Source organism: Paenibacillus sp. Lou8.1 (genome assembly GCF_024213565.1).
GTDB lineage: Bacteria > Bacillota > Bacilli > Paenibacillales > Paenibacillaceae > Paenibacillus > Paenibacillus polymyxa_B.
This window is the reverse complement of the sequence record NZ_JANAVN010000008.1, coordinates 33450-55335: the sequence shown is the minus strand read 5'-3', so window position 1 is coordinate 55335 and position 21886 is coordinate 33450. Positions and strand designations below refer to the sequence as shown.

Here is a 21886-nt window from a genome sequence, read left to right as displayed (position 1 = left end):
TGTACGATTTGTATATTCCCCCGCCTGGTGTGGATAAGTAAAGATTCGGCTGCGGGGTAGTGAGCTTTTCCTGACGATTAGATGTGACGATGGTGCTGCATGAGGGTGAAAGCGTTATCTTAACATCAGGGCCGCACGGCCCCGGAAGGCACTTCCGTGCCTCTTGCCGGGGCGGCCACCGGCTTGGCCGAGCTTAGGTCGTTACCAGCAAATCCTGGGTCTCCTGAGAGATCACCTGCTGCATACTGGACTTGATAATGTCGCAGCCGGCGGCCAGATGCTCCATCGAGACGGTCAGCGGAGGCATGATCTTTAGTACGCGGTCTCCTCTGCCGGCTCTTTCAATGATGAGCCCGTTCTCGAAGCTGATCTCCGTCATCCGCTTCGCCCCGGCTTCATCCGTGAAGCCCGAGACGTCAATGTCCCAGATCAGGCCAAGTCCGCGGATGGCGATGGACGGATGCAGAGGCTTGATTTCTTTGTCAAAGAACCAGCGCACAAACTCTTCCTTCAGCTTCACCTGGGCTTCCAGGGCGGCTCTGTCCCGGAACTCGAGAGCGGCCTTGACGGCCGGCTTGTCGATTCCGGAGTGCGAATCAGTCAGGATATTCTCGATATAGCCGAGCGTATCCATTTCTGCGAAAGCCCCGCTCGGGTGCGGCATGAACGTAACTCCGCCCAGAGGAAGCCCCGCCCCTTCCCTCATGGACTTGGAGCTTGTCGCCGACAGGCTGCCGAGCGACATGCCGTGGAAGCCGCCCATGAATGCGAATATCCCGGTTCTCTTCTTCGCCTTGCGTGTGAGCTTAAGGGCCGCCTCCACCGCGTTCGTCCCCGTCGGACCGCAGACTTGAAGCTTGTAATTCAGCTTCTTCGGCTCCAGGATCCGCTCCGAGAAGCTCTTGAAGAATTCGCGCTTGGCCATTGTATACATATCCAGACCGTGCATAATCCGGTCGGAGGTCAAGTAATCGAGAACCCGGTCCTTGATATAATCGTTGTTATGACCGTAATTCAGTGCGCCGGTACCTGCAAAAAAATCAATATATGCTCTTCCGTCCTCAGAATATAACAGGTCCCCACCTTCTGACGTCATGGATCAACATATTCTCGGCTGTCATTTTCCACAATTGTCGGTCTCCGCATGCCGGCTTGCTGGGTAGCCAGTGGACTGGTCTCTCGCACACAGCTTGGATAGGTATAAAAACCATCCAATTCTATTTTCTATCATAATTGGAAAGATGACCTAGGTAGAATTATATCAAAATTTCCAATAATGTATAGTAAAACTTCAGTTAAATTTGGTCAACATGGTGTTAATATTTTGCCTAAAAAGAGCGAATGGAGAAGAAACGCTGGGAATGGTTTGCCATCAATCGAGGAATTCGACGCGTGTCGACATTCAGGCGGGGTGCCGGCCGATTTGGGAGATCTTCCCTGTAGACATTCTCTGCCGGTGCTCCGAATCCTTGCGCTTTGCGATAACTTAACATGATTACCTGACGAATTTCTGGAAGCCTGGCTGGAAACGTGACTGGATGTCAGCTGGTATTCTGCTGGAAAATCCGTTGGATACTCGCGTTTTGGTCGGGTGTAACGTTAATTCCAGACGTTCCATTATCGTTCGAATGATCTCGTATGCCCGATCCGCATCCTTCTTGGGGATATATTGGCGCTTTACGGGTTGCGGAAAGTGCAATAAATTTTATACTTTCTTCTTGTTTTACTGTAAGTAACATATCTGTAGTCATAATGATGGGAAGCTTATTCTTGGGGTCAGTTGGATGTTTAATGCCTAACTTTTGTGCAATATAGAGGGTTTTATCTAGGGGTAATAAAGGAAATTGTTCGCGAATATCAATCTCTTGCTCTGACCACTCCATTTGGTAATGATGTGCCAATTCAAAGTGTTCAGACAGATAATGGTGAAGTCGACCACTTTTCCAACCAAGAATTCGAGTAACTATCCCTATTGAAGGTACATCATGTACAGTCAACCAAGGTTTATATTCCGAAAAGTGGCCTTGACCTCTTCCTTCTTTGATTTTCCGTTGAATAGATGCTATAGATTTACTTGATCGAATTTTGTTCATTATTCACCTTCTTTTTAGAACTACTAAATCAGAGTAAAGTTCAGTTATCTTTTTCTACTCCTAAGATATATTTTAGTTTTACTTCAAAATACAAATGTAGAATATAACAACTCACAGCTTTATACAATAGCAAAGTAATATTTTTTAGCTATATTTTACTTGATATCCTATTCATAGGCTACTCGTAGGGTACAGTAGGGTATGAATAAGCTATAATATGGGCTATAAGTAGGTATAATTAGTAAGTAGATGGGTCGGGTTAAAACCTATTTGATATTCTCAATAGAGGTGAACTCATGAATACTTTGGGACAGCGATGTAGAAATTTAAGACTACTCCATAAATGGACATAAGAGGAACTTGCTAATAAAATCGGGGTAACCAAACAGGTTGTTTCTAATTGGGAGCGAAATGTAGCACGACCTGAAATTAATCATTTAATATCTTTAGCAGAGGTTTTTAATGGAGCATTTTGTCTCTCCTTTAAAGAAAAGATATAGTAAATAGAAAATTTTAGTACCCATTAGTTCGCTTAAAGAAGTAGCGCCTCACACCTTCTTTTACAATTTAATTAACTTTGTGTTAGCTGAAGTTTTACTTTTAGGGATAGTCTTTCAATATTTCTTTTGCAAGTTTCATTAGTTGCACACTCTGTAAATAGGTCTCTATGTTAAGACCTTGTAATGATTCTTTTACCACCAATCTACATTCTTCATAATCTTCAAATCCATTTCTTATGTAAATTGATTTTAGATCAGTTGGGGTATATCTAATGCTGAGGTTCCAACCGCCTTCTTTCAAAGCTCTTTCAAACCATTTCTCACATTTTTAATTTTTTTATGCATAAATGCCAGGAATAATCGGTATACGGATAATTTGTGACTTTTATGTACCAAAATTAAAATGAGTATTTCTAAGACATATTATTAAGGAACTCCCGTGAAAGATTAGTACCGAACAATCTTTAGTTTTATAAAATCAATAATTTCATCTCTATCTTCTTTAGTAAGTTCTCGAAATAAAGAAATAAGTTCTAATTCCTGAGCTTCAATGGCTAAATTAAAAATAGTGTTCTTTGATACAGGCGTATCTCCAAAGATTAACCACTCTATATGGGAATTGAAGTTTTCTTTAATTGCTATAATTATATCAAGAGAGGGTCTGTATTTATCTTGCTCCAGCTCACTCAACGTTCCTTGAGAAATTCCAATTATATTTGCAAACTTTATTTGATTTAAGTTGTTTGTTTCTCTAATAGTTCGAATTCGTTGGCCTATTGTAGACATAATTGCCCTCCTAAGCTAAAAAGATCCCGATATATCATCGGGATCTTTCTTGATGTTTGTAAAATGACTAGTTCCAGACTTTTTTACTGGTTCCACAGTTTTTTTTATTGGTTCCATACATCTTTTACTGGTTCCACACTTTTTTATCACCAGACAAAATGTTTAGTGACATTATAGTTGGTATCTCAAAAACTCAGTAATTTCAAGCATTTTGATGTTTTTTGCCTCTTCACTAAATTACATTAAAGTTGGTACTTGCAAATAGGGAACCCATAACACGATTACATTAAAGTTAGTACCTGTGATTTACATTATAGTTGGTATCTCAACCCATAGAGAAAGTGTGTTTGTAATCCCTTCATACTTCAAATAAGCACTGTTAATTAACTTCGTTGGGTCTCTCTTTCCAAACTGGGAGATGCGGCCATTGATTGCAGTGTAACATGGCTTAGGACGAAATTATGGAGAACTGGTAAACCTGCTTTTGATCGATAGACTCACTCGAGCCGTAGAATTCTTCTCAAACAAGGTAGAACAGAATACGATTTATTAGCCAAGAGTATATGCAGTGATTTTAGAATTTTAATTGAACGCTTTATCGAAAACGAGTTGCTTGGAATTGTTGTACAACGCTTCAGAAGATCGTCAACACTATGGGCAAAAACAGGTAAGCTAGCACAGCAAATTTTTTGATGAATTCATGACTAAGTACTCTGCCTATGAACATTTCATTCAACGAAACTCCTATTATGCTACCAGAAATAGGGGTCGGCCTATTATGTTCATCATAACTCACTATAGTTAAGAATAGTGTACCCTCACTTTGGATGCTGCCTGATTTTCGGGGAAAATAAGTGACATCTAGAGTACGTCTTCGTTCACCTTTCATTAGCTTATAATTATAATCATTAGGAATACGATCTTCACCAATATCTTCAAACTTCAACCAATAACCAGTCACATCATCAAAATCATTTGCCTTGTGTAAAATTGGCTGAACCTATAATAACGGAGTGGGCATCAAACGAGTAAAGCTTGGAATGTAAATCGATTAAAGCATAAATTTTTAGCCTTTGCGTGGAGCATGCATTCTAATCCGTAAATGCCGCTAACTCGATCTACAAAATCTTCCCTATAAAATCTGGTAATAATGTTACAACTAATAGTTGGATTCAATATTAGCCAATCTGCCAATAGAGTAGCGGTTTGCGTTCCATGAATGGGGAAATAATATTTAATTCATTCTCAGTAACATCTAATAATTCTTTAAAACACTCCAATAAATCATTATATACTAAACTTACCGCCATTAGTACCTCCCGAAAATTTGTTATATAGATGCATCATTAAGTTCTAATAACTTGGATATAGAAATTGGGTCTTCAGCAGGTATAATCAATACATTCTCCTCTATTTCTGCGTTTTCACTAACTTGTTGCTTTATAAGTGGACCTTTTTCGCTATATCCTACATACTCAATTACCGCAACATCTTGATTTCTAAATTTTTTCAACATCATTTGGTAAAAACTATAATCATGAGTTGAAATAATAAACTGCTTATCATACTTTTCCATAAATAAACGAATTAGATCAATTAGTGATAAAACATTAATCTCATCCATACTTTGGATTGGATCATCCATACCCATAAGTTGTAGACTAGACCACTGTTGATGTAAGCCCATAGCCATAAAAAAAGATAGTGCTATTGAGTTAATTTGTGCTGAACTGAATATGTATGTTGCATTTGCCTGTGTTTGATTTTCAAGATATCCAGTTAAGACTAAAATCAATAATCTGTAAGATTTATGCCTATATTCTTTATTAAAATTAATATGGTTATAAACTGGATGAGAATTAATCCGGGAGAAGATTTTCTGAATGGTATCGAATAATTCAGAAATCATTTTTTCATTTAATTGATCAACGGCTGGTTTAACATTGTTAATTAGATCTTTGATAATTTCTTGGTCTTCATCGGCTGTTTTTTTAAGTTGGTCTAAATGCTGTAAGTGACTCTGTTGCACACGCATTTCTTCTTGACGTGTCTTTAATAACAATTCTTCTTTAGCATTTTCTATTGCAGTTATCGACTTAATAATTACTGATTCTAGATGAATCAGCTTCTCTTTATCACTCTGTACATTTTTTGAAGCATCTTGAATAAAACCCTTTATTTCCTCAACGCTCCACTGTTTAGCCTGCAAAGGTGCACCCGCAAGCAACAGTTTACTTATAAAAGATTCAACAAAAGCTCGATTTTCCACAATAATTTCTTCTGTTTTTTTAATTTCTTGAGGTAAATCGGCTTTTTCCTCTGCTGTTAGTACCATTAAATTTTCTGCAAATTTCTGATCTAACTGTAGTAATTTTCCCATTTTATTTTCTACAGTTTCATTTAAACCAATTCTCAGTAAATCCTCATTGTATTCTTGAATGAATTTATTCCTCAATTCTATTTGAGCACTCAGATTCTGTATTTCTTTTTCCATTTTCACCATATGGTCTTTCTTATTCTGACACTCTTCTTCAGCGCTTTTTAGAATTGTTTTGATATCTAAATAGGATTTTTCAATATCCAAATTCAATTCATTTAATTTAGTTTTCTCTTTTTCAAATTTATCTTTCATCTCTTTAATTTGTTGTTCCAATGAAGGCAGTTCATTATGAATTTGGGCTTGTTCCAATTGAATTCGTAGTTGTAATTGTGGCTTGCTAATTCCTTCTGTTCCACAAGCAGGGCAACTATTTATCTCCTCTTCTACGGATAAATAATCAGATAAGCTGCTAAGAAAATTTTTATATTTCTGATCTATACCATGTAACGCTAAAACGGATTCTTCTAAAAGTTTCAGTGAACTACTCGTACTAGCATGAATACTCAATAAATCTACAATAGAAGATTGAGTTACACTAATAATTTTCAAGAGCTCCGATGTTTTAGATTTCCATATAAAATTCTCATGTGCAATTTGGACATCCTTGATTAAGTCATATTTATTATTCCTTAAATTTTCTATGCTCTCTGTAACTACTTTAATGAAGTTGTCAGAGATGTGCACTGAAGCTTTAATTGTCTCGATTGCCTGTTTAGTACTGTCGATCTCTATATTCTTATCTTTAATGAAGATAAGAGACTCCTCATATTGGTTGTTGCGATTGGTCAGGCTAGAAACCAAATTAAGCATATTGTAATCATTACGGTGAATTTTTAATTTTTCCAATCTGCCTAGTTCTATGTTTAGTTTCTCCAAATCGGTTATCCACTTTGATTTAATATCTTCTAGATCCTGAATACGCCGTTCCCTATTTTCTAAATCATATCTTCTGTGTTTTAGCGTCTCGGTTTCTTTCTCAATTAATGGTATCAAAGCCTTCCAATCCTCTTTTTCAAATAGGTTTTCAGGAGCTGAGAAATTGTCCTTATATTCACTAAGGGCAACGCTCAAAAGTTTCTGGTTTGGATCAGAAACTTTTTTACTCAGTTCATCAATGGACGCTTTTAATTCTGTCTTCTTTCGAGTACCTTCAGTAATTTGGCCTTCTATTTGATAAACTCGATCGTTTATTTTTTTGATCAGCTCATTATATAAATCTTTATATTTCAAAAAATGCTCGGTTCCAAACAGCAACGAAAGAGAATCGTATCTCTCACCGTCTTTCATTCCTCGAAGAAATTCATTTAATTTCTCTTGTCCCAAAATATGAGTGAGGTGTAGCCCACGGGAAACCTCAACTTTTTTTATCCAAGCTGTTTTTACTAATAGTCTTTTTAACAGGTACTCCGCCTGGGCATCCATAAACTTGGTTCTTCCATCAATAGGCTTTGACCAATGAATTTCTAGTTCATGTTTTCCATAATCCGTCATATCCTGAGGTCTGGCAGTACATGTTCTCTTAACTTTGAATATTTCCCCATTAGGGGCAATAAGATCTACTTCTACATACGTCTCTTTTAACTGACTAGTATGCATATTCCTAATGAATCGGGTTCTTTTTCTCTCATCAGTGGCTTGATTAAATCTGTGTATTTCTCCTGAAAGCACCCATTCAATAGCATCAAACACTGATGTTTTTCCGTGCCCATTTGGTCCAAACAGTAATATTACCTTCGCATCATTAAAACGAAAAATAGTTTCATCTGAAAATCCTCGGAACCCACATATTTTCAATGATCTTATCTTCAATTTAAATCATCCTTTTTTATTGAACTAAAAAAATCAATCAATTGATCAGCATTTAAATTAGGGTTAAAGAATTCCTGAGGTAACTTACTTAATGTTGATTTTTGCAGGCACTCTCGGAATTCTTCAAAAAATTCGTTATCATTAAATATGAGCAATTCCTTGTTAGTAGTTAAATCAAGTACAAAAGGAATTCTATTTATGTAGGGATCGTCATTTTTTGTAATAACAATTTTCCTGAAATAGTGTCTGTCATTCTCGATCAACTTTCTGTATGACGTGTCAATTTGATTTTGTGTAATTATAACCATAAGATAAATATCCCATTTAAGCATATGAAGCTCTTTAATCAAACGACTCTGCAATTTAACAGCTAATTCATCAGCAGCTTTTTCCCAATTTTTTCTTAACTCCTCTTCGGTTTCAAACTGAACTAAGCCGTAAATTTGCTCAGGTGAAACATAAACTGTATCAAGATAGTTAAAATCAAGCTGATCTAGTTCTATAAATCCATTTTCCTCAAAAAATCCAACAAGTGCTTCAATCAATATTGTTCATCTCCCTAACATGAAATTCTAATTCTTCTATGTTAGTTACGTGATTGTGCAAAGTTCTAATACAATCACCGCACAGTACTTTTGTTTCGTTAAGACTTTTATAGTTGTTCTCTTCTAGCCCCTGAAAATATCCTTGTTCATTAACCTTAGTGAAATCTATCAAGATATCCTCAAAAGAGAACTCATGTTGGCATCTCCTGCATAGATTAGTTTTCTTGTTTTTACTACAATTGTCCAATATTAAAGGAAAGGGGAATAGGACTTCTCCACGACGAATTTCTCTTCTTCCTGTTGCTGTTGCTGCCTTTTCTCGAAAAAGGTCTAATATAAGTTCAGGCATTTTCGCATGTCTTTTTGTTGAGAAAATAAGATATGCAAATATCTCTTCATGTTCGTCTAAACTCAGATTTGCATTTATATCATTGTGAATAAAACTTAACTCTTTAAATCCACATCTCAATACGGTTATTAATTCCAGTAATTGCTCCATTCCTGAATCAGATCTCAAACCATTAAACGGATGTCTATAACGTTGAAGGAACGTTCGAAGCTTCTCAGTTTCCGTGTTTAAAATATTGTCTATAGATTGAACTAAACTCTCCATTAAAATAGGATGTGTTTCTGGTGGGAAGTCTTCAATTAATGCCATAACGATTTCTTTTTCCGAATCATATTGACTCTCAAAGATGGTCACGCCATCTACACTAAGGGCACTTGAACTTTCCATTTTGCTGTAACTTATATCTCGAATAGTGACGGATATATTCATTAACCTTAGTATTGGCAGGCAGCGTCTAATAGAAATAGCTCCGATAATCCCTCCACCAGGTGCCTTATCTTTCATAATACCTACTATCGCACGGTCAACTATTATAGGTGATCCGGATGCTCCATGAGTTATAAATCTAGGATCCGTTATTTTAGGAATTTCACAAGCTAAATCTAAATCAAAGTCACATTCCTCTCTCTCATCAAACACTTGTAATATGGTTCCTTGAAAGGGTTGCCCTCTGTCTTTCTGAGTATCCGGGAATCCAAAAGCTTGCCATTTCTCATTTAACTCAAGGACTTGTATACTTAGTGGTAGTGTAGGAGAATATCCTCCCCCTTCAGGTAACGACAAAATTGCGAAATCCCCCCCTACATAAGGCTCATTTGGAAAAATAACCGTAGCTTGTATCTCAATATTATTTTCAAACATAATATACACAGCTTCTAACTCGTTCGGATCTAAGTTATCGTCAATAACATGTCTGGCTGTAATCAACGTAGCTTCATTTACTAGAAAACCCGTTCCATTCTCACTCCCACAACGTACTTTAGCAATAGATTTAAAATCATTTTGATTCACTGATGCTCCCCCTAGTTATAGGTGTACTATTACACTCTCTTCAGTACTCGGGTAAAATACTTCATAATTATATTCCTTCTTCAATTCTTCCTTATTCATTGAGATTGCCGCAGGAGTTGGATAAGAAAAAAATATATTTCTTGTAAAAGTAGATTTTCTTGCAACTATTCTGGATAAGGTCTCCATGTCAGGATGCCCATGACCTGAACCGCTAGTAGATATTAAGTAATTCTTTGAGTCAATCATATTGAGGAGATCCACATTCGTATTAAATTGACTCCCATGATGAGAAACTTTAATTAAGTCAAAGTAAGGCGGCACCTCAGTAGTAGAAAAAAGAGCTTTAAGTTGTCGAATCGTTATTGAGGGTGGACAATCTCCTAAAAAAAGCATTTTTTTATCTTTATGTTCTAAAATAAAAGTAATGGAACTAGCATTAATCTCATCACCGTCTTCAATAAAGGGCGACATTGACAATTTCTTTATAGAACCTGTCGCGGATACATTCGTTCTACCTACACCGACCCCTTTGGGTTCCAGATATTCAGAAACATATTCTACAGCATCATCAAAGCATCGATCTGATGTCAATGGCATCCTGGGAAAAGTTCTGCGCAGTTCTTTTCTCCACACTCTTTCTAAATCTTTAAGCTCAATAACAGTCGGAGAAAGTACTATAATTTTCACATCCCCGTTACCGAGTAATATTGGAGTTTTATTATAAGAAACCGCGTTACCACTATAAAACCCGTTCCAATTGTAACCGTTTAAGTATATATGGCCTGCAAGTCTAGATCCTTGTTTTCCACTTATAGGAGTCCTACTATCAAAGTCTCTTTCAACGTAAACAACTTTTTTCTCAATGATTTCTTTCTCCGTTTTATTCAATTGATGCTCATGCTGGCAAATGGATAAGTGCCGATAACTATTGTGCCAAATTTCCTTCACTTCAATTATATTAGGGGCTTCACAAGTACCGTTATCTTCTAAAAAGGAAATTGCACCGGCAATATGATCCTGATCGATATGTGTAACAACCATTAAATCCAGATATTCACCCATTGTACTCATATTTAAAAGAACAGGTTTTACAAAATTCTTATATGTAAGGAGGTAAGCCAAATCTATAAGAATGTTTACATTTGAATCCCCAAAACAACTAACCAGAAATGTATCGCCATTTTTTGCCGGAAACATTTCAATTCTTGAAGTATATATTGGACTCACCCTTATTTTTTTAATAGAATTTTATCCAGAAAAACTAGCTTGGGTTATTTAGATACATTTCTGGAATATTTTCTCCCGTAAACTTTCCAAATAACGTCATCGCATTTTGTGTACTTGCCAACGTTATAATATTTCGACAAATGATCTGGCATACCTGCTAAAATACCTATAATTTGTAACAAAGTAAGTAGTTAAAGAGTCCGGTATGATAAAATAAAATGGTATATCCTTGCATGAGCTCAGTTCAAAAGTATGATATTGAAAAATAAAATTTAGAATATCAAGAATGTTAAATATTTTTCGGAAAATTATGTGTCCTTCTAAAGAGGGGCAATTAAAAGAACGGAAGTGATACAAATGAATAATAATAGTACTAATGCTGGAGCACTGCCTTCAAACGCTGGTGATGACTTTCACCTTCTCTGGGCAGCACAAAAGTTGTTAAAAATGCTTAACCATAATTCTGATCTTTCCTCTGTAACTGTAGAGGGACCGGCCTGGCAAGACTCTATTATTAACGATCTAGATGAGAGTAAATTGTTTTCAATAGATTTAGCTGAGTATTACGGAGGTGAAACGATACATAGCGCAACTTACATCATCTTTTCACAATTAAAATATAGTACTTACATGGGGAATATCCCTTGGACTACTTCGACTTTATGCCATTCAGATAATAAAAAAAAGGATAACTCTATTATTCGACGACTCGCCGATACATATGAGGAATACACAAAAAAGTATTCTCATTTAAAGGATAAAATAACTTTGAAGTTAGTCAGTAATCGGCCAATTTCAGGAGGCTTAGAAAAAGGGATCAAAGAGGCAAAAGAATTACTACTTTCCAAGAAAATCAAAAATTCAATTAGCTTACTAAATGCTCTCTCTGAAGAATCCAAATTAGAAATAAAAAAAATCTATGAAGAATCTAAACTCAAATCAATAGTTTTTTTGGGTTTTATTAGAGCTGTTGATTTTGAAGATTGCGGAGCAGAAACTAGAAGTATTCAAAAAGCCAAAATCATTCAACAATTAGGTAATTGGGGCATCGATAGCCTACAAAATAAATATAACGAATTAATTATGATCATACGCGATAGAATGATGCCTGGACGAAATGCACAAGTACCTATGACAAAAGATTTTGTATGCTCGCTTTTTGGTGGAAATTATGCTCGCTTTTTCCCTGCTCCTACAAACATTTCGGAAAAGAAATATGTAGAAAGAGAATGCACTCAAGAGCTAATGAAAACTATAACTCAACAAGATAATAAATCAATATTTGTTCATGCTACTGCTGGTATCGGAAAAACTACTCTCGTCAATAATCTTCAAAATTATCTTCCGGATGGTTCTGCTGTAGTATTTTATGATTGCTATGGCGGTGGAACCTACTTGCAGCCTGCTGATTCAAGATATGAATACGACACAGCTATTCTTCAAATTTGTAATAGTTTGGCAGTTGAATGTAAAACAGATTTCTTGTTAGAACGTAGACTAAAGGAATCTGAATTCTGGCATGAACTATCTATACGAATGATACAAGCTGCTAAATATGTAAAATCATACGCAGAGGATGCCATTGTTTTGTTAATCATTGATGCCGCGGATAATAGTGTATTTGCGGCTGAAAAAAATAATAAAGTTTCCTTTGTTCACAAATTACTACAGCAGCCACTACCAGAAGGAGTAAAAATTCTACTGACTTATCGTACCGAACATTCACATTATTTTAACTTTCCACATAATTCAACATTTTTTGAAGTCCCAGCATTTAACTTGCAAGAGAGTACAGAGCATGTTAAATCTTATTCACTTGGATTGCCCGAAGAGGTCATAACAGAATTTCACCACTTAAGTCGGGGAATTCCACGAGTTCAATCCTATGTATTAGCTGCAAAGCAAGATACACCACACCAATTAGTCAACATGCTACTACCCAACGGTAAAACTACCGAGGATTTACTTAGGGACATTCTTGAGGAACTTCGTTTGAGGTATGGAGAAGGAAATGATAAGACCTCTTTCATCTTTGGCATCCTGATCAATTTGCCACGGCCAATACCAATGACAAATGCAACGAAAATCCTCAATTGCTCACAGGATATGCTACAAAGCTTAAGTGTTGACTGCTCATTTGGTCTTTATATTGAACACGATTTCATTTTTTTCAGAGATGAAGATTTTGAAACATTTTTACGAGAGAGGTACTGCGATAATTCCAGATCAATAAATATAATTGCAGATTATATGTATCAAAATCGACACCTTGATGCGTACTCTGCAAAACATGTGCATAGTTTTTTAGGCTTACTGAACAACACATCAAAGTTGATAAACATTTCTTTAAACGAATCCATAGATGAATCGATTATTGATGTTACAGAAGCAAGTAGAATCATGCTTTCACGCATTAAAAGTACTTTAAACCTTCCCGTGCTAAAAAGCGAACAATATAGAATGGAATATTTCCAGTTACTGTATAGGAGCATTGATTTCTCTAAAAATGACGAGGCTATTACAAAACTAATTGAAAAGTACCCTGAGCAAGCATCTTTATATTGTGATAACAACACTCTCTTACAAGTATTTACAACCGAAAGGAACAATTTTGAGGAATTAGGAAAAGCAGTATTTGTCTTTTCAATGGACCCGAATACAAAATCAAAAGCTCTATTTTACTTAGATAGTTATCGAGGGTCTCTCAATCTTTATTATAGTAAACAAGAAGAGGAAAGAGACCCACTAGAAAGACCACGTCAAGATGATATTGTAAATATTGTAGACTCAATTGTGCGCCTTAAGAATGAAACTGACATGAAACGCTGGATAACTGCTTGGAGTAACAAACAATTTCAAGCGGACATTATCTTTAGAGTTTTAGTTCGATTAATTAACCGAAATGAACTAGAATCAGTAATAAAAATTTTAAAAATAGATTGGCCTTCTCACTGTAAGCTTTCAATAGTCGCAGCCTATTTAAAATGCAGAAGAACTCCACCAATCGACTTAATAAAGTACCTCAATCGCCTATTCAATCGATTGCAAATTATAGATTCAAAACAATTTGACCAAGCTCACTTCATATTGTTTCTTGAGTATTTGTTTAGCCAAAGCAACAATAAGTTGTTAAATAATATAATTTCAAAATATCATATCAACTTTCCTATATCACATTTGCCTTATATTCATGGAGAAAATGAACATCAACTGGATCTCAATATCCGATTATATGTGCTAATAAAAACCATGAAAGGAGAACCGCTTAATTCAGATGATTTTATCGATTACGATGGGTTAAACAAGAGCCTCAAACAAAGAGACATTTCAGATCGCATAAATGATATTAAAAAAGTGTACGATTTTCTCCTTCCAGCCTATAAATACCGTATTACGGTAATTAAAGGGGATAACTGCGAAGAGACAAAATCGTTATATAACGATTGTTTAGGAGGATTAGATCGTTTGTATTGGTGGAGTGATATGGACAATAATAAAACGGGTAGTATTCGACTTTGCTTATTAGCTCTAGCTGATGGGATTTTAAATACACCCAGCTTTAATCTTCAAGATATCCATAATTACCTATCTGATATTTTAACAGCAACTAAAATATATCGAGATACAAAGTTAGCTTTGTCTGACTTATGCGCAAATGATCGTCGCTCACAACAATTTACTTTAGAAATTCTTAAATCTTTATCAAGCGAGCTCATTCAGCACCCAACCTCAGCTTCAGAAGCAACAGAGGTCTATATTCAATGTGCCCAGATTGGGCAGAGAATTCAGATTGATGTTGGGAGGAATTATTTTGAAAAAGCACTTCATGCCGCTAAAGGACTGGATTATGAGTCCTACAAAAAGCTTGAGCTTTTTAATATTCTATCTGATACTGCTACCAATAGAGGATATTTAAATGATGTGGAGCTATCTCATGAATTTATACGTTTAGCAGAGGATTTTTATCGGAAACTGTGGGACTCTAAGAATTATCCATACAAAGAGGTATTCACTACCGCAACAAAATTAAGTCCTATGAATATTTTTTCGGCAATATGTCGATTGGACGATCGTGATGATTTTGATCATTTTTCTCTGCCTGAGAGCACCTTTCATGTATTAAAAGAATTATTAAGACTAGGTATTTACCAACCAGATATAATAGCATCTTTATCAACCATTTTATTACCAGAGCACCCCTCAGAATACATTGAATTAGCAAAAAAAATATTACTTAAACTTTCAGAAACGCCTGTGACAACTCAGCAAAATGGAGTAGAAATCTTAATTCATAACACACTGTATAATGTGCCATTAATTTCTAAGGAGACCCTAGCAAAGGAAATTATAACTTATATTAATAACCAGCACCTTTCAAACATTAATAACAGTTCTAGACTCGTATCATTACATGAATTTATTGTTTCCACAATGGATCATGATATTAAAAAACAATGGAAGATAACTGACGATAAAAAGACTCCCTATGCAGACAAACAACTTACGGATACGATTGTTATATCTGGCGCACAGCAATTGACCGAATATCTGAATAAATTAGATCGAAATAACCAATTGAATTTTATTGATATGTGGCTTGCTAGTTCCTTACCGGAAGCTTACGTTTCAAATGCAAATATACTGCTAGAATTATCATTCGAGAGCTCTTATTTGATTTATGGATCAGAGATTCAAAATATTTTTATAGAATATCTGAACAAGTGGAGTCTTTGGCCTGAAGTGGAATCTTGGAAGAATGATACTCATCTTCAGAAAAAGACCTTTGTTGATAATATGTATAAAATATTGCATTACCCAGGCTATTATAATAATTTGATGCGAATCTTTACTTGGCGATCAGAAAATATCATATCCTTTTTTGTAGAATATCTAGTAAACGAAAATAATGTTTCAAGTGAAAGCATTCTAGAGATATTAAAAAAAATATCCGTCTTACTCCCTTCTCATATGGCAGTTGATATTTTGAAGTGGTGTATATCTACAGAAGTCCCAAACATTCATCCTATGTCAGGAGACCAGCCATTCTCTAAAGTTTCCTCGCATATTGATGGAGATTTGTTACCGATCAGCAAATTATTATGGCGCATGTTGGGACACCCTGATAAGAAATTGCGATTAACAGCGACACACATCATACAAAATATTTATTCTTGTGGTTACTCAAATATTATCGATAACTTAATAGTTTTGTACAAGCTGCCCTTTGATCAGAAATACATTGATAGAAAAAATTTCTTTTTCTATGATTCAGCAAAACTCTTTTTTCTACTTGTATGTCATCGAATTTTTTTGGAAGAACCCCAAAAGGGTAAAAATTATTATAACTTTTTCAAAGATATTGCATGTTCAAAACAAATTATTCATGCGTTACAAAGACGCTTCGCGAAACAAATCAGTCTTAGAATTGCAGAGGAGATATATCCTGAGGATATACCAGAACTTCTAACATGTGATGAAATGAAATGCGGTACAACAAAAAAGAAAGCCAGGTATGCTAGAGCAAATTTATCATCAAAACAGCAGTTTCGTTTTCGTTTTGATTATATGGATACACTCCCCTATTGGTATAATGACTTGTCGAATATATTTATCCTGACTCAAGAGGAAGTTGCCAAAGACTGCGATAGCTATATTAATCAATTCAATATTAATAATAACAGCGCTCGAAAGTGGCGAGATGACTTCATCCGGTGCAATAGATATAGAAACCGCAATACTCTTAACGGTCATGGGAGCTTACCTGAAATTGAAACACTGGAGAAATATGCTGAATGGCATGCAATGTTTTATGTTGCTGATCAGTATAGGTGTACATTGCCTTATGCTGAAGATACCTATTATGATTATCATCAATGGCTTGACTCTTATTTCCCCGGATTTCAAGGACACTGGACAAATGAATATCGAGATCATATACCTTTGATTCCATTCTTATGGGAGTTCAAAAACTACAAAAGCTCTGATAATGAACAAGAGTATGTGATTCCAAAAAAATTAATCCAATCTATAATCATGAATGAAGATTATATCTCTACCTATCTGAGCTATCACTCATCTTTTGACCAAAGTTGCCAAAGTATCATTATAAAAAGTGCATTAATAGATGAAAAAAATATCGATAGGTTAATTACTCAACTAAAAAAACCTCATGCATTTTTTGAAGATTTCTATGAACCAGATCCTGAAGAGTATATGTTTCGAAAAAAAGCGGATATTACAATTAAGCCTATGCATGTTGATATTGATTCATTTAGAAGTGATCGACTTGATCAACATGATCCCTTTGCTAAAGATGTGAATACAAATGTCTTCACTTTTGCTGAAGATATATTAAACTTTGGCGATCAAAAGCATTTAAATGTGGCATTTTTCTCGCTTCCTGTAAAGCATTCTAACCTTCCTTTTCGTATAAAAAAATGGAGCGAACCAAGCCAAGAAGGAGGGTATACTAAACAAGGAACTTACGGATGTATTGCAGAAATTGAAATCAAATTTTGCATGGATTTTCTTAATAATATAAAAAAGGCCCTTGTTTTTGAATATCATGTAACTTTTGAAGACCAAACTTATCAATTTTACGGAACGCCAAGTAAGACTGCCAAAGAAAAGGGGATACTTGTTTTAAGATCGAATGGTAATATTGAGTCGTATGTATTAGATTCGGACTTGGACAACTTAGTTGATTAAAAGAATAAATCATCACCATTGACCATGAGTGGGGGAAAAAATATCTGGCTAATTTTGTTCTTTTCAACGATTAGCCAGATTACTGCCGCTATCACATTTGAATATAACCCGAGATTGGAGTCAGATGACTTTCCTTCATCTCGGTTACCATACATACTTGTTAGGTCTAATAAAGCTAACTCCGTAAGATAAAACACTTTTCCTTTAACCTTACTTGTTTGAAAATTATCATATTTAAAAACTATAGTTAAATCATTAATTCCATCCATTGCACTGCTTTCCCAAAAGCATTTAATAAAATATCCTATGTAGAAAGCCCAAAAAGCAAAAATAGCAAAAAACAGGCCAAGCATTGGTGCTATCTGACCATGAATGACCTGTTCAATGTAACCAAAAGGAAAAGGTTATTTAGGGTATAAGATTCAAGCATTAATGTGTTACAAAGTAATGGAGAAATCATTATAAGGATATTACATGGTTTATATGTGCTACTGGTTGAATGTTGGGTTCATTCGGTACCCCCTTCAAAAAAGAGACCTTGAAAAGAACCACCAATCAAGGTTCACTACCAGACTCGCAGTACATGTATGCAACCTATCGAGCGTACTATACAGTATTTAGCTATTTCGATGGTCTTTCTTCGCCAAATCAATCGCCACGGCTAATTTAATTTGAAATATTTTACTAAGACCTTTTTGGAAATCTTTTAGCGTAAAAGTTTCAATTATAGGAGCTTCCAAATGATTGATTCTACTAATCTCAACTTTAGCAATTTTATCAAGGTCAATTAAAATGGTGAAGATATCCTCGTACTGTTCTGGTGTCCAATTTAGAATATATGCTGTCTTAATTTCTCCGAAAATAGTTCTTAACACATTCAATATTGCTTTTTCTTTATCGCCTTGAGCTACAATAATATTACAGTCAGCTAACTCTTTTCTAAAATCCTGTTCCTGTTTGCTTCCTATCAGCTTCATTTAATCACCCCCGGACTAGCTGTAACTAGGTTCCCATGCTTATCGGTTAATATAGTCATAATATTTGTAGGGCCACTAAACTTATCAATACCTATGTTTGAGTTTAATGTAACTTCTCTAACATATCTAGCTTGTATTTCAGTTTTTCCATTTGGTAACTGAATTTTCGCTTGTAATACCCGTGTAACTGGAGTGTTCACAACCTCTTTACTTTGCAGTATAGTCTTTAACTTATCAGGCGTAACCGTAAATTGGGAAGCATTCTTTGCAGGGTTAAAATGCCTATCTAACACATGATCAAACCCTGCTCCTTCTGCTGCACTTCCATTTCTTAAGTTTATTCTAGACTGCACGATAGGCGGCATACCAGGGACTTTTCCCGTCTCCTTAGAAGAATGATCATCCTTCTTATGCGGCGATCCTCCTGGTGAAGCACCGTCATCTTTAGAATGCTTCTTTCCTTTCCTCCCAACGGCAAATAAAAATGCTGCTTCTACTAACAGACGGGCATTTTCTTGTTTGGAGCTGTTTATCGTTTTTTCATAAGCAGCATCTGGATCCGTTATGACTTTAACAATTTTATCTGCTACGTCTTGTTTTCCTTCGATGTTATCGATCACCATTTGGTGAATATCTATATTAGGGAAATTCCGGAGCCTCTCTGCCATGTCCTCTACACTCTCATAGGCAAAGTTTTTGATTTCATTAAACACAATCCGCTCAGTCTCATCCAGGTCTTTCATAAAAGGGCTTTCCCTATACGACCCATACTCTTTCCTATATTCGTCAATTGAATTCAGAAAATCAATTAGATATTTCTTCTGTTCTGTCGTGTACCCTTTCATATCATCCCGATACTTGGAACTCATCAAAGCTCTGTCACTATATCGAAAATGATTGTCTGTCTGCCGTTGATGTTCCATTAATGCGACTATATCTGTGGAGAGATCCTGATTATTATAATAAGCATCCAGCGCCTTTTCAAACTGTTGATCCACATTTCTTTGATACCAGCGTTCCCGTATATCAGAAGGTACTTCGCTATAGGCTTGGACGGAAGCTTGATTGACTCCCTTTACATAGTTGATGAAGTCATGTATGGATTGTATTTCTCCATACCCTCTGGCACTCGTCCATACCTTACCAAGAAAATCCATTGTCGCATGCCGTTCACGAGCCCTCTGTTCCTCCGCGTGCGCATGTAAGGTTTGAGCAGCAACCTTGGCGGTCTTCCCCAGCACCACTCCCCAACCATGGGAAGGTACGCCGGCAATCATGGACAATCCTGCTGCCGCATATTTAACTATGGATGACGGTCCAGAGGAAGCCACTTCGGAACGAATCGAAGCTATTTTTTTACTTGCTGCTTTCGGTATAGCTCCCAATACAGGAATAGACGCAGCCACATCACATACTTTCTGAGCTAATCCTAATACGCCATCGAGTAGACTAGCCTTCGGTGAATTCGGAGTGTTTACGGCTGACTTAACGGCTCCCCCATCTTTCGATGTAACGCTTGAATTGGAGCTTCGTCCTGTACTGCTGTTTGCTGCACTTTTCGCCGCCTGCGCCTCTGCATAAGCTTTCACAGACATTAATGGGGGTTCCCAAATCGGTGCTAAATCTACTACAAAAACCGGCCTTTTAACCGTGCCTTCCAGCTGTACTTTAGCGGACCGTATATCCGTTTCTCCATCCAACACCAAGCTACTGCTGCCCGCTTTGAAATAAATAGCCTCGGCAGCTTGAATATTCAGCTCCCCGTCCGCATGCAAGGAGAGCGTCTTGCCTGCCGACAATGACAATTCATGTTCACTGACGACCTGAATTCCTGAACCATTCATTGAAATGTGAACCTGTTCCGATTTAGCCGTCACCTTTAATTCACTGGCACTCAGCTTGATGTCCTTATCATGAGGTGTCCCCCAATACTTGGTGGCTGGGTCAGCGAGCTTGGGTGACGAGCTTCGCCCTTGTCGTATGGAACTTGCCGCATATCCATCCGCCTCCTGCTCTGTAGGGAAGCGGACAGATACTTTATCTCCTCGTTCCGGCATGACGTACCAACCGCTATGTCCTTCGGCGGTATAACTGCTGGCATATGGAAACCACCATGCCTTATCCCGATCTTGTTTTTCATCCACTGTAAGATGAACACGGATTCGGCCTGATTTGGCTTCTAATACACGTCCTTCGAGTGAAGCTCCTGTGAGGTGGGGGCACAAAATCTCTGTTTGCTGAACTCCCTGTTCGCGAACCAGTTCATATTCGTGTAACAGCAATCCTTTTCGCAATTCAGAAGTGACTTCTGCCACCATCCATTGCTCACCATTCCAATTCGTGAGGTCTCCGGGCCGGGCAAGCGTTTCACTCTCCATCATATAGCTGAATTCCGCTATCCTTTTCGGATCAAAACTACGTCGAGTACGGTAAACCGGATGCCTCATCTCAACGTACTGCCCCTCAGGCATACCAAACCAGAATTTAGGTCCATTTAGTGAGATCTCTGGGATCAACACTGTTCCAAACCGGGAAGCCATCCGTTTGAGAAAGGCCCAATCCGTCTCTCGATATTGTAAAGTAAATTCATGCAAGATAGTACCGTTTGTTGCGTTATCAATAACATCGGCCTGACTGTACTTCTGAATGATTTGCTTGATCAAATTTCCGTAGGGCATTAAGGAATGCTGATAAGAACGGGTGAGAGGTGTGATATCCAACTGAATCGTATGAGAAACGGCTTCAAGCTCCACATAATAGATGCCACGCACCATCCGTGTTTCTGCATGGACGAGTAAACCATGGAACAAAATCCGTTCAGGTTGACCATTGTCTGTTTTGGTTCGGATGATGACAGGCTCATTATCCTGATCCTGTTCTATGTAATGGTCTCTCTGCTCTTCACCTATCCATCCACTGATCCTTAACCGGGCATGATCGTTCAATTTCCGTTCAATACGCAGTTCATGGATCGTCTGAAGAGGATATGGACCTGTACATTCCAACTCCGTATACGTTAACATCGTTTGTGTGTGATTCAACTTGTACCTCCTTACTCCAGCGTCTGGCCATCGTCTGTAATCCGAATCATTCCCCCGTATAGGCACGCATTCGTGCATTGATCCAGCAAGGCTGGTTCTCCTTCCACGAGCACATCGCTTTTGCCGCCGATCCAGGGTCCGGTAATCACCGGAACACAGTTCGCTTTTTTCACCCCGTAGATATCCACCATGTCACTGCTTTTGACCGCTGGGTTAGCTGGGCAGGAGCAACGACCGAAATTGCTGATATTGGTTCCTGGCAAGTAATCCCCAACGTTCATTTGCGCTTTCTCTTTTACATATACTCCGTGACTGAACGGACGTTTGAGACGTGTCGGTTGCGTACCAAAGCTGCAGCTTAAGATCGCCCCAGCAACAACATATCCTTGTTTACTTCCCCGTCCAGCTTGAATAGGTTCCTTATCGGAATGAGACTTATTTGCCATTCTTCTATCCCCCC

At 37.1% G+C, this 21886-nt stretch carries 13 protein-coding genes and 1 pseudogene; 2 read left to right on the top strand and 12 right to left on the bottom strand.

Going from position 1 to position 21886, the window contains the following annotated elements; translation table 11 throughout:
* Nucleotides 1-193: 193 nt before the first annotated feature.
* A complete protein-coding gene (locus NLX78_RS12950) occupies nt 194-1096 on the bottom strand; it encodes an aminotransferase class III-fold pyridoxal phosphate-dependent enzyme (protein WP_254350615.1) in 903 nt (300 codons plus the stop codon).
* 445 nt (nt 1097-1541) lie between these two features.
* Complete coding sequence (locus NLX78_RS12945; RefSeq protein WP_254350614.1) at nt 1542-2093, bottom strand: PDDEXK family nuclease; 552 nt, start codon at nt 2091-2093, stop codon at nt 1542-1544.
* A gap of 365 nt (nt 2094-2458) precedes the next feature.
* On the opposite strand from NLX78_RS12945, the pseudogene NLX78_RS12940 reads away from it, so the two are divergent.
* Nucleotides 2459-2593: pseudogene (locus NLX78_RS12940) on the top strand (helix-turn-helix domain-containing protein); the annotation flags it as partial.
* Nucleotides 2594-3040: 447 nt separating this feature from the next.
* Here NLX78_RS12940 and NLX78_RS12935 read toward each other — a convergent pair.
* The 6 genes from NLX78_RS12935 to NLX78_RS12915 all read right to left on the bottom strand — a co-directional run bounded on the left by NLX78_RS12935 (nt 3041) and on the right by NLX78_RS12915 (nt 10670).
* Entirely contained in the window at nt 3041-3379 is a 339-nt protein-coding gene (locus NLX78_RS12935; RefSeq protein WP_254350613.1) for a helix-turn-helix domain-containing protein, read from the bottom strand.
* A gap of 1178 nt (nt 3380-4557) precedes the next feature.
* Nucleotides 4558-4689 carry a hypothetical protein gene (locus NLX78_RS26530; RefSeq protein WP_302057375.1) on the bottom strand — a complete coding sequence of 44 codons (132 nt, stop codon included), beginning with the start codon at nt 4687-4689 and terminating at the stop codon, nt 4558-4560.
* Nucleotides 4690-4709: 20 nt separating this feature from the next.
* The gene (locus NLX78_RS12930) at nt 4710-7568 is read right to left on the bottom strand and encodes an AAA family ATPase (protein WP_254350612.1); all 2859 of its coding nucleotides are present in this window, start codon (nt 7566-7568) and stop codon (nt 4710-4712) included.
* On the bottom strand, nt 7565-8113 hold the full coding sequence (locus tag NLX78_RS12925; protein WP_254350611.1) for an ABC-three component system middle component 1: 549 nt from the start codon (nt 8111-8113) through the stop codon (nt 7565-7567). Before NLX78_RS12925 ends, NLX78_RS12930 begins: the two co-directional genes overlap by 4 nt.
* Nucleotides 8106-9473, bottom strand: a complete 1368-nt coding sequence (locus tag NLX78_RS12920) for an ABC-three component system protein (protein WP_254350610.1) — start codon at nt 9471-9473, stop codon at nt 8106-8108. The genes NLX78_RS12925 and NLX78_RS12920 overlap by 8 nt, the downstream gene beginning before the upstream one ends.
* A 15-nt stretch (nt 9474-9488) precedes the next feature.
* Complete coding sequence (locus NLX78_RS12915; RefSeq protein ID WP_254350609.1) at nt 9489-10670, bottom strand: ComEC/Rec2 family competence protein; 1182 nt, start codon at nt 10668-10670, stop codon at nt 9489-9491.
* A 387-nt stretch (nt 10671-11057) separates the two neighbouring features.
* Here NLX78_RS12915 and NLX78_RS12910 point away from each other — a divergent pair, with 387 nt between their 5' ends.
* The gene (locus NLX78_RS12910; RefSeq protein ID WP_254350608.1) at nt 11058-17408 is read left to right on the top strand and encodes an ATP-binding protein; all 6351 of its coding nucleotides are present in this window, start codon (nt 11058-11060) and stop codon (nt 17406-17408) included.
* Here the strand turns inward: NLX78_RS12910 and NLX78_RS12905 are convergent.
* The 4 genes from NLX78_RS12905 to NLX78_RS12890 all read right to left on the bottom strand — a co-directional run bounded on the left by NLX78_RS12905 (nt 17405) and on the right by NLX78_RS12890 (nt 21872).
* A complete protein-coding gene (locus tag NLX78_RS12905; RefSeq protein ID WP_254350607.1) occupies nt 17405-17761 on the bottom strand; it encodes a hypothetical protein in 357 nt (118 codons plus the stop codon). The two genes, NLX78_RS12910 and NLX78_RS12905, sit on opposite strands and share 4 nt — an antisense overlap.
* A 264-nt stretch (nt 17762-18025) precedes the next feature.
* Nucleotides 18026-18385, bottom strand: a complete 360-nt coding sequence (locus NLX78_RS12900; protein WP_254350606.1) for a hypothetical protein — start codon at nt 18383-18385, stop codon at nt 18026-18028.
* Nucleotides 18382-21426 (bottom strand): phage baseplate assembly protein V, encoded by a 3045-nt coding sequence (locus tag NLX78_RS12895; RefSeq protein ID WP_254350605.1) that lies wholly within the window; start codon nt 21424-21426, stop codon nt 18382-18384. The genes NLX78_RS12900 and NLX78_RS12895 overlap by 4 nt, the downstream gene beginning before the upstream one ends.
* Before the next feature lie 11 nt (nt 21427-21437).
* On the bottom strand, nt 21438-21872 hold the full coding sequence (locus NLX78_RS12890; protein WP_254350604.1) for a DUF4280 domain-containing protein: 435 nt from the start codon (nt 21870-21872) through the stop codon (nt 21438-21440).
* Nucleotides 21873-21886: the final 14 nt, after the last annotated feature.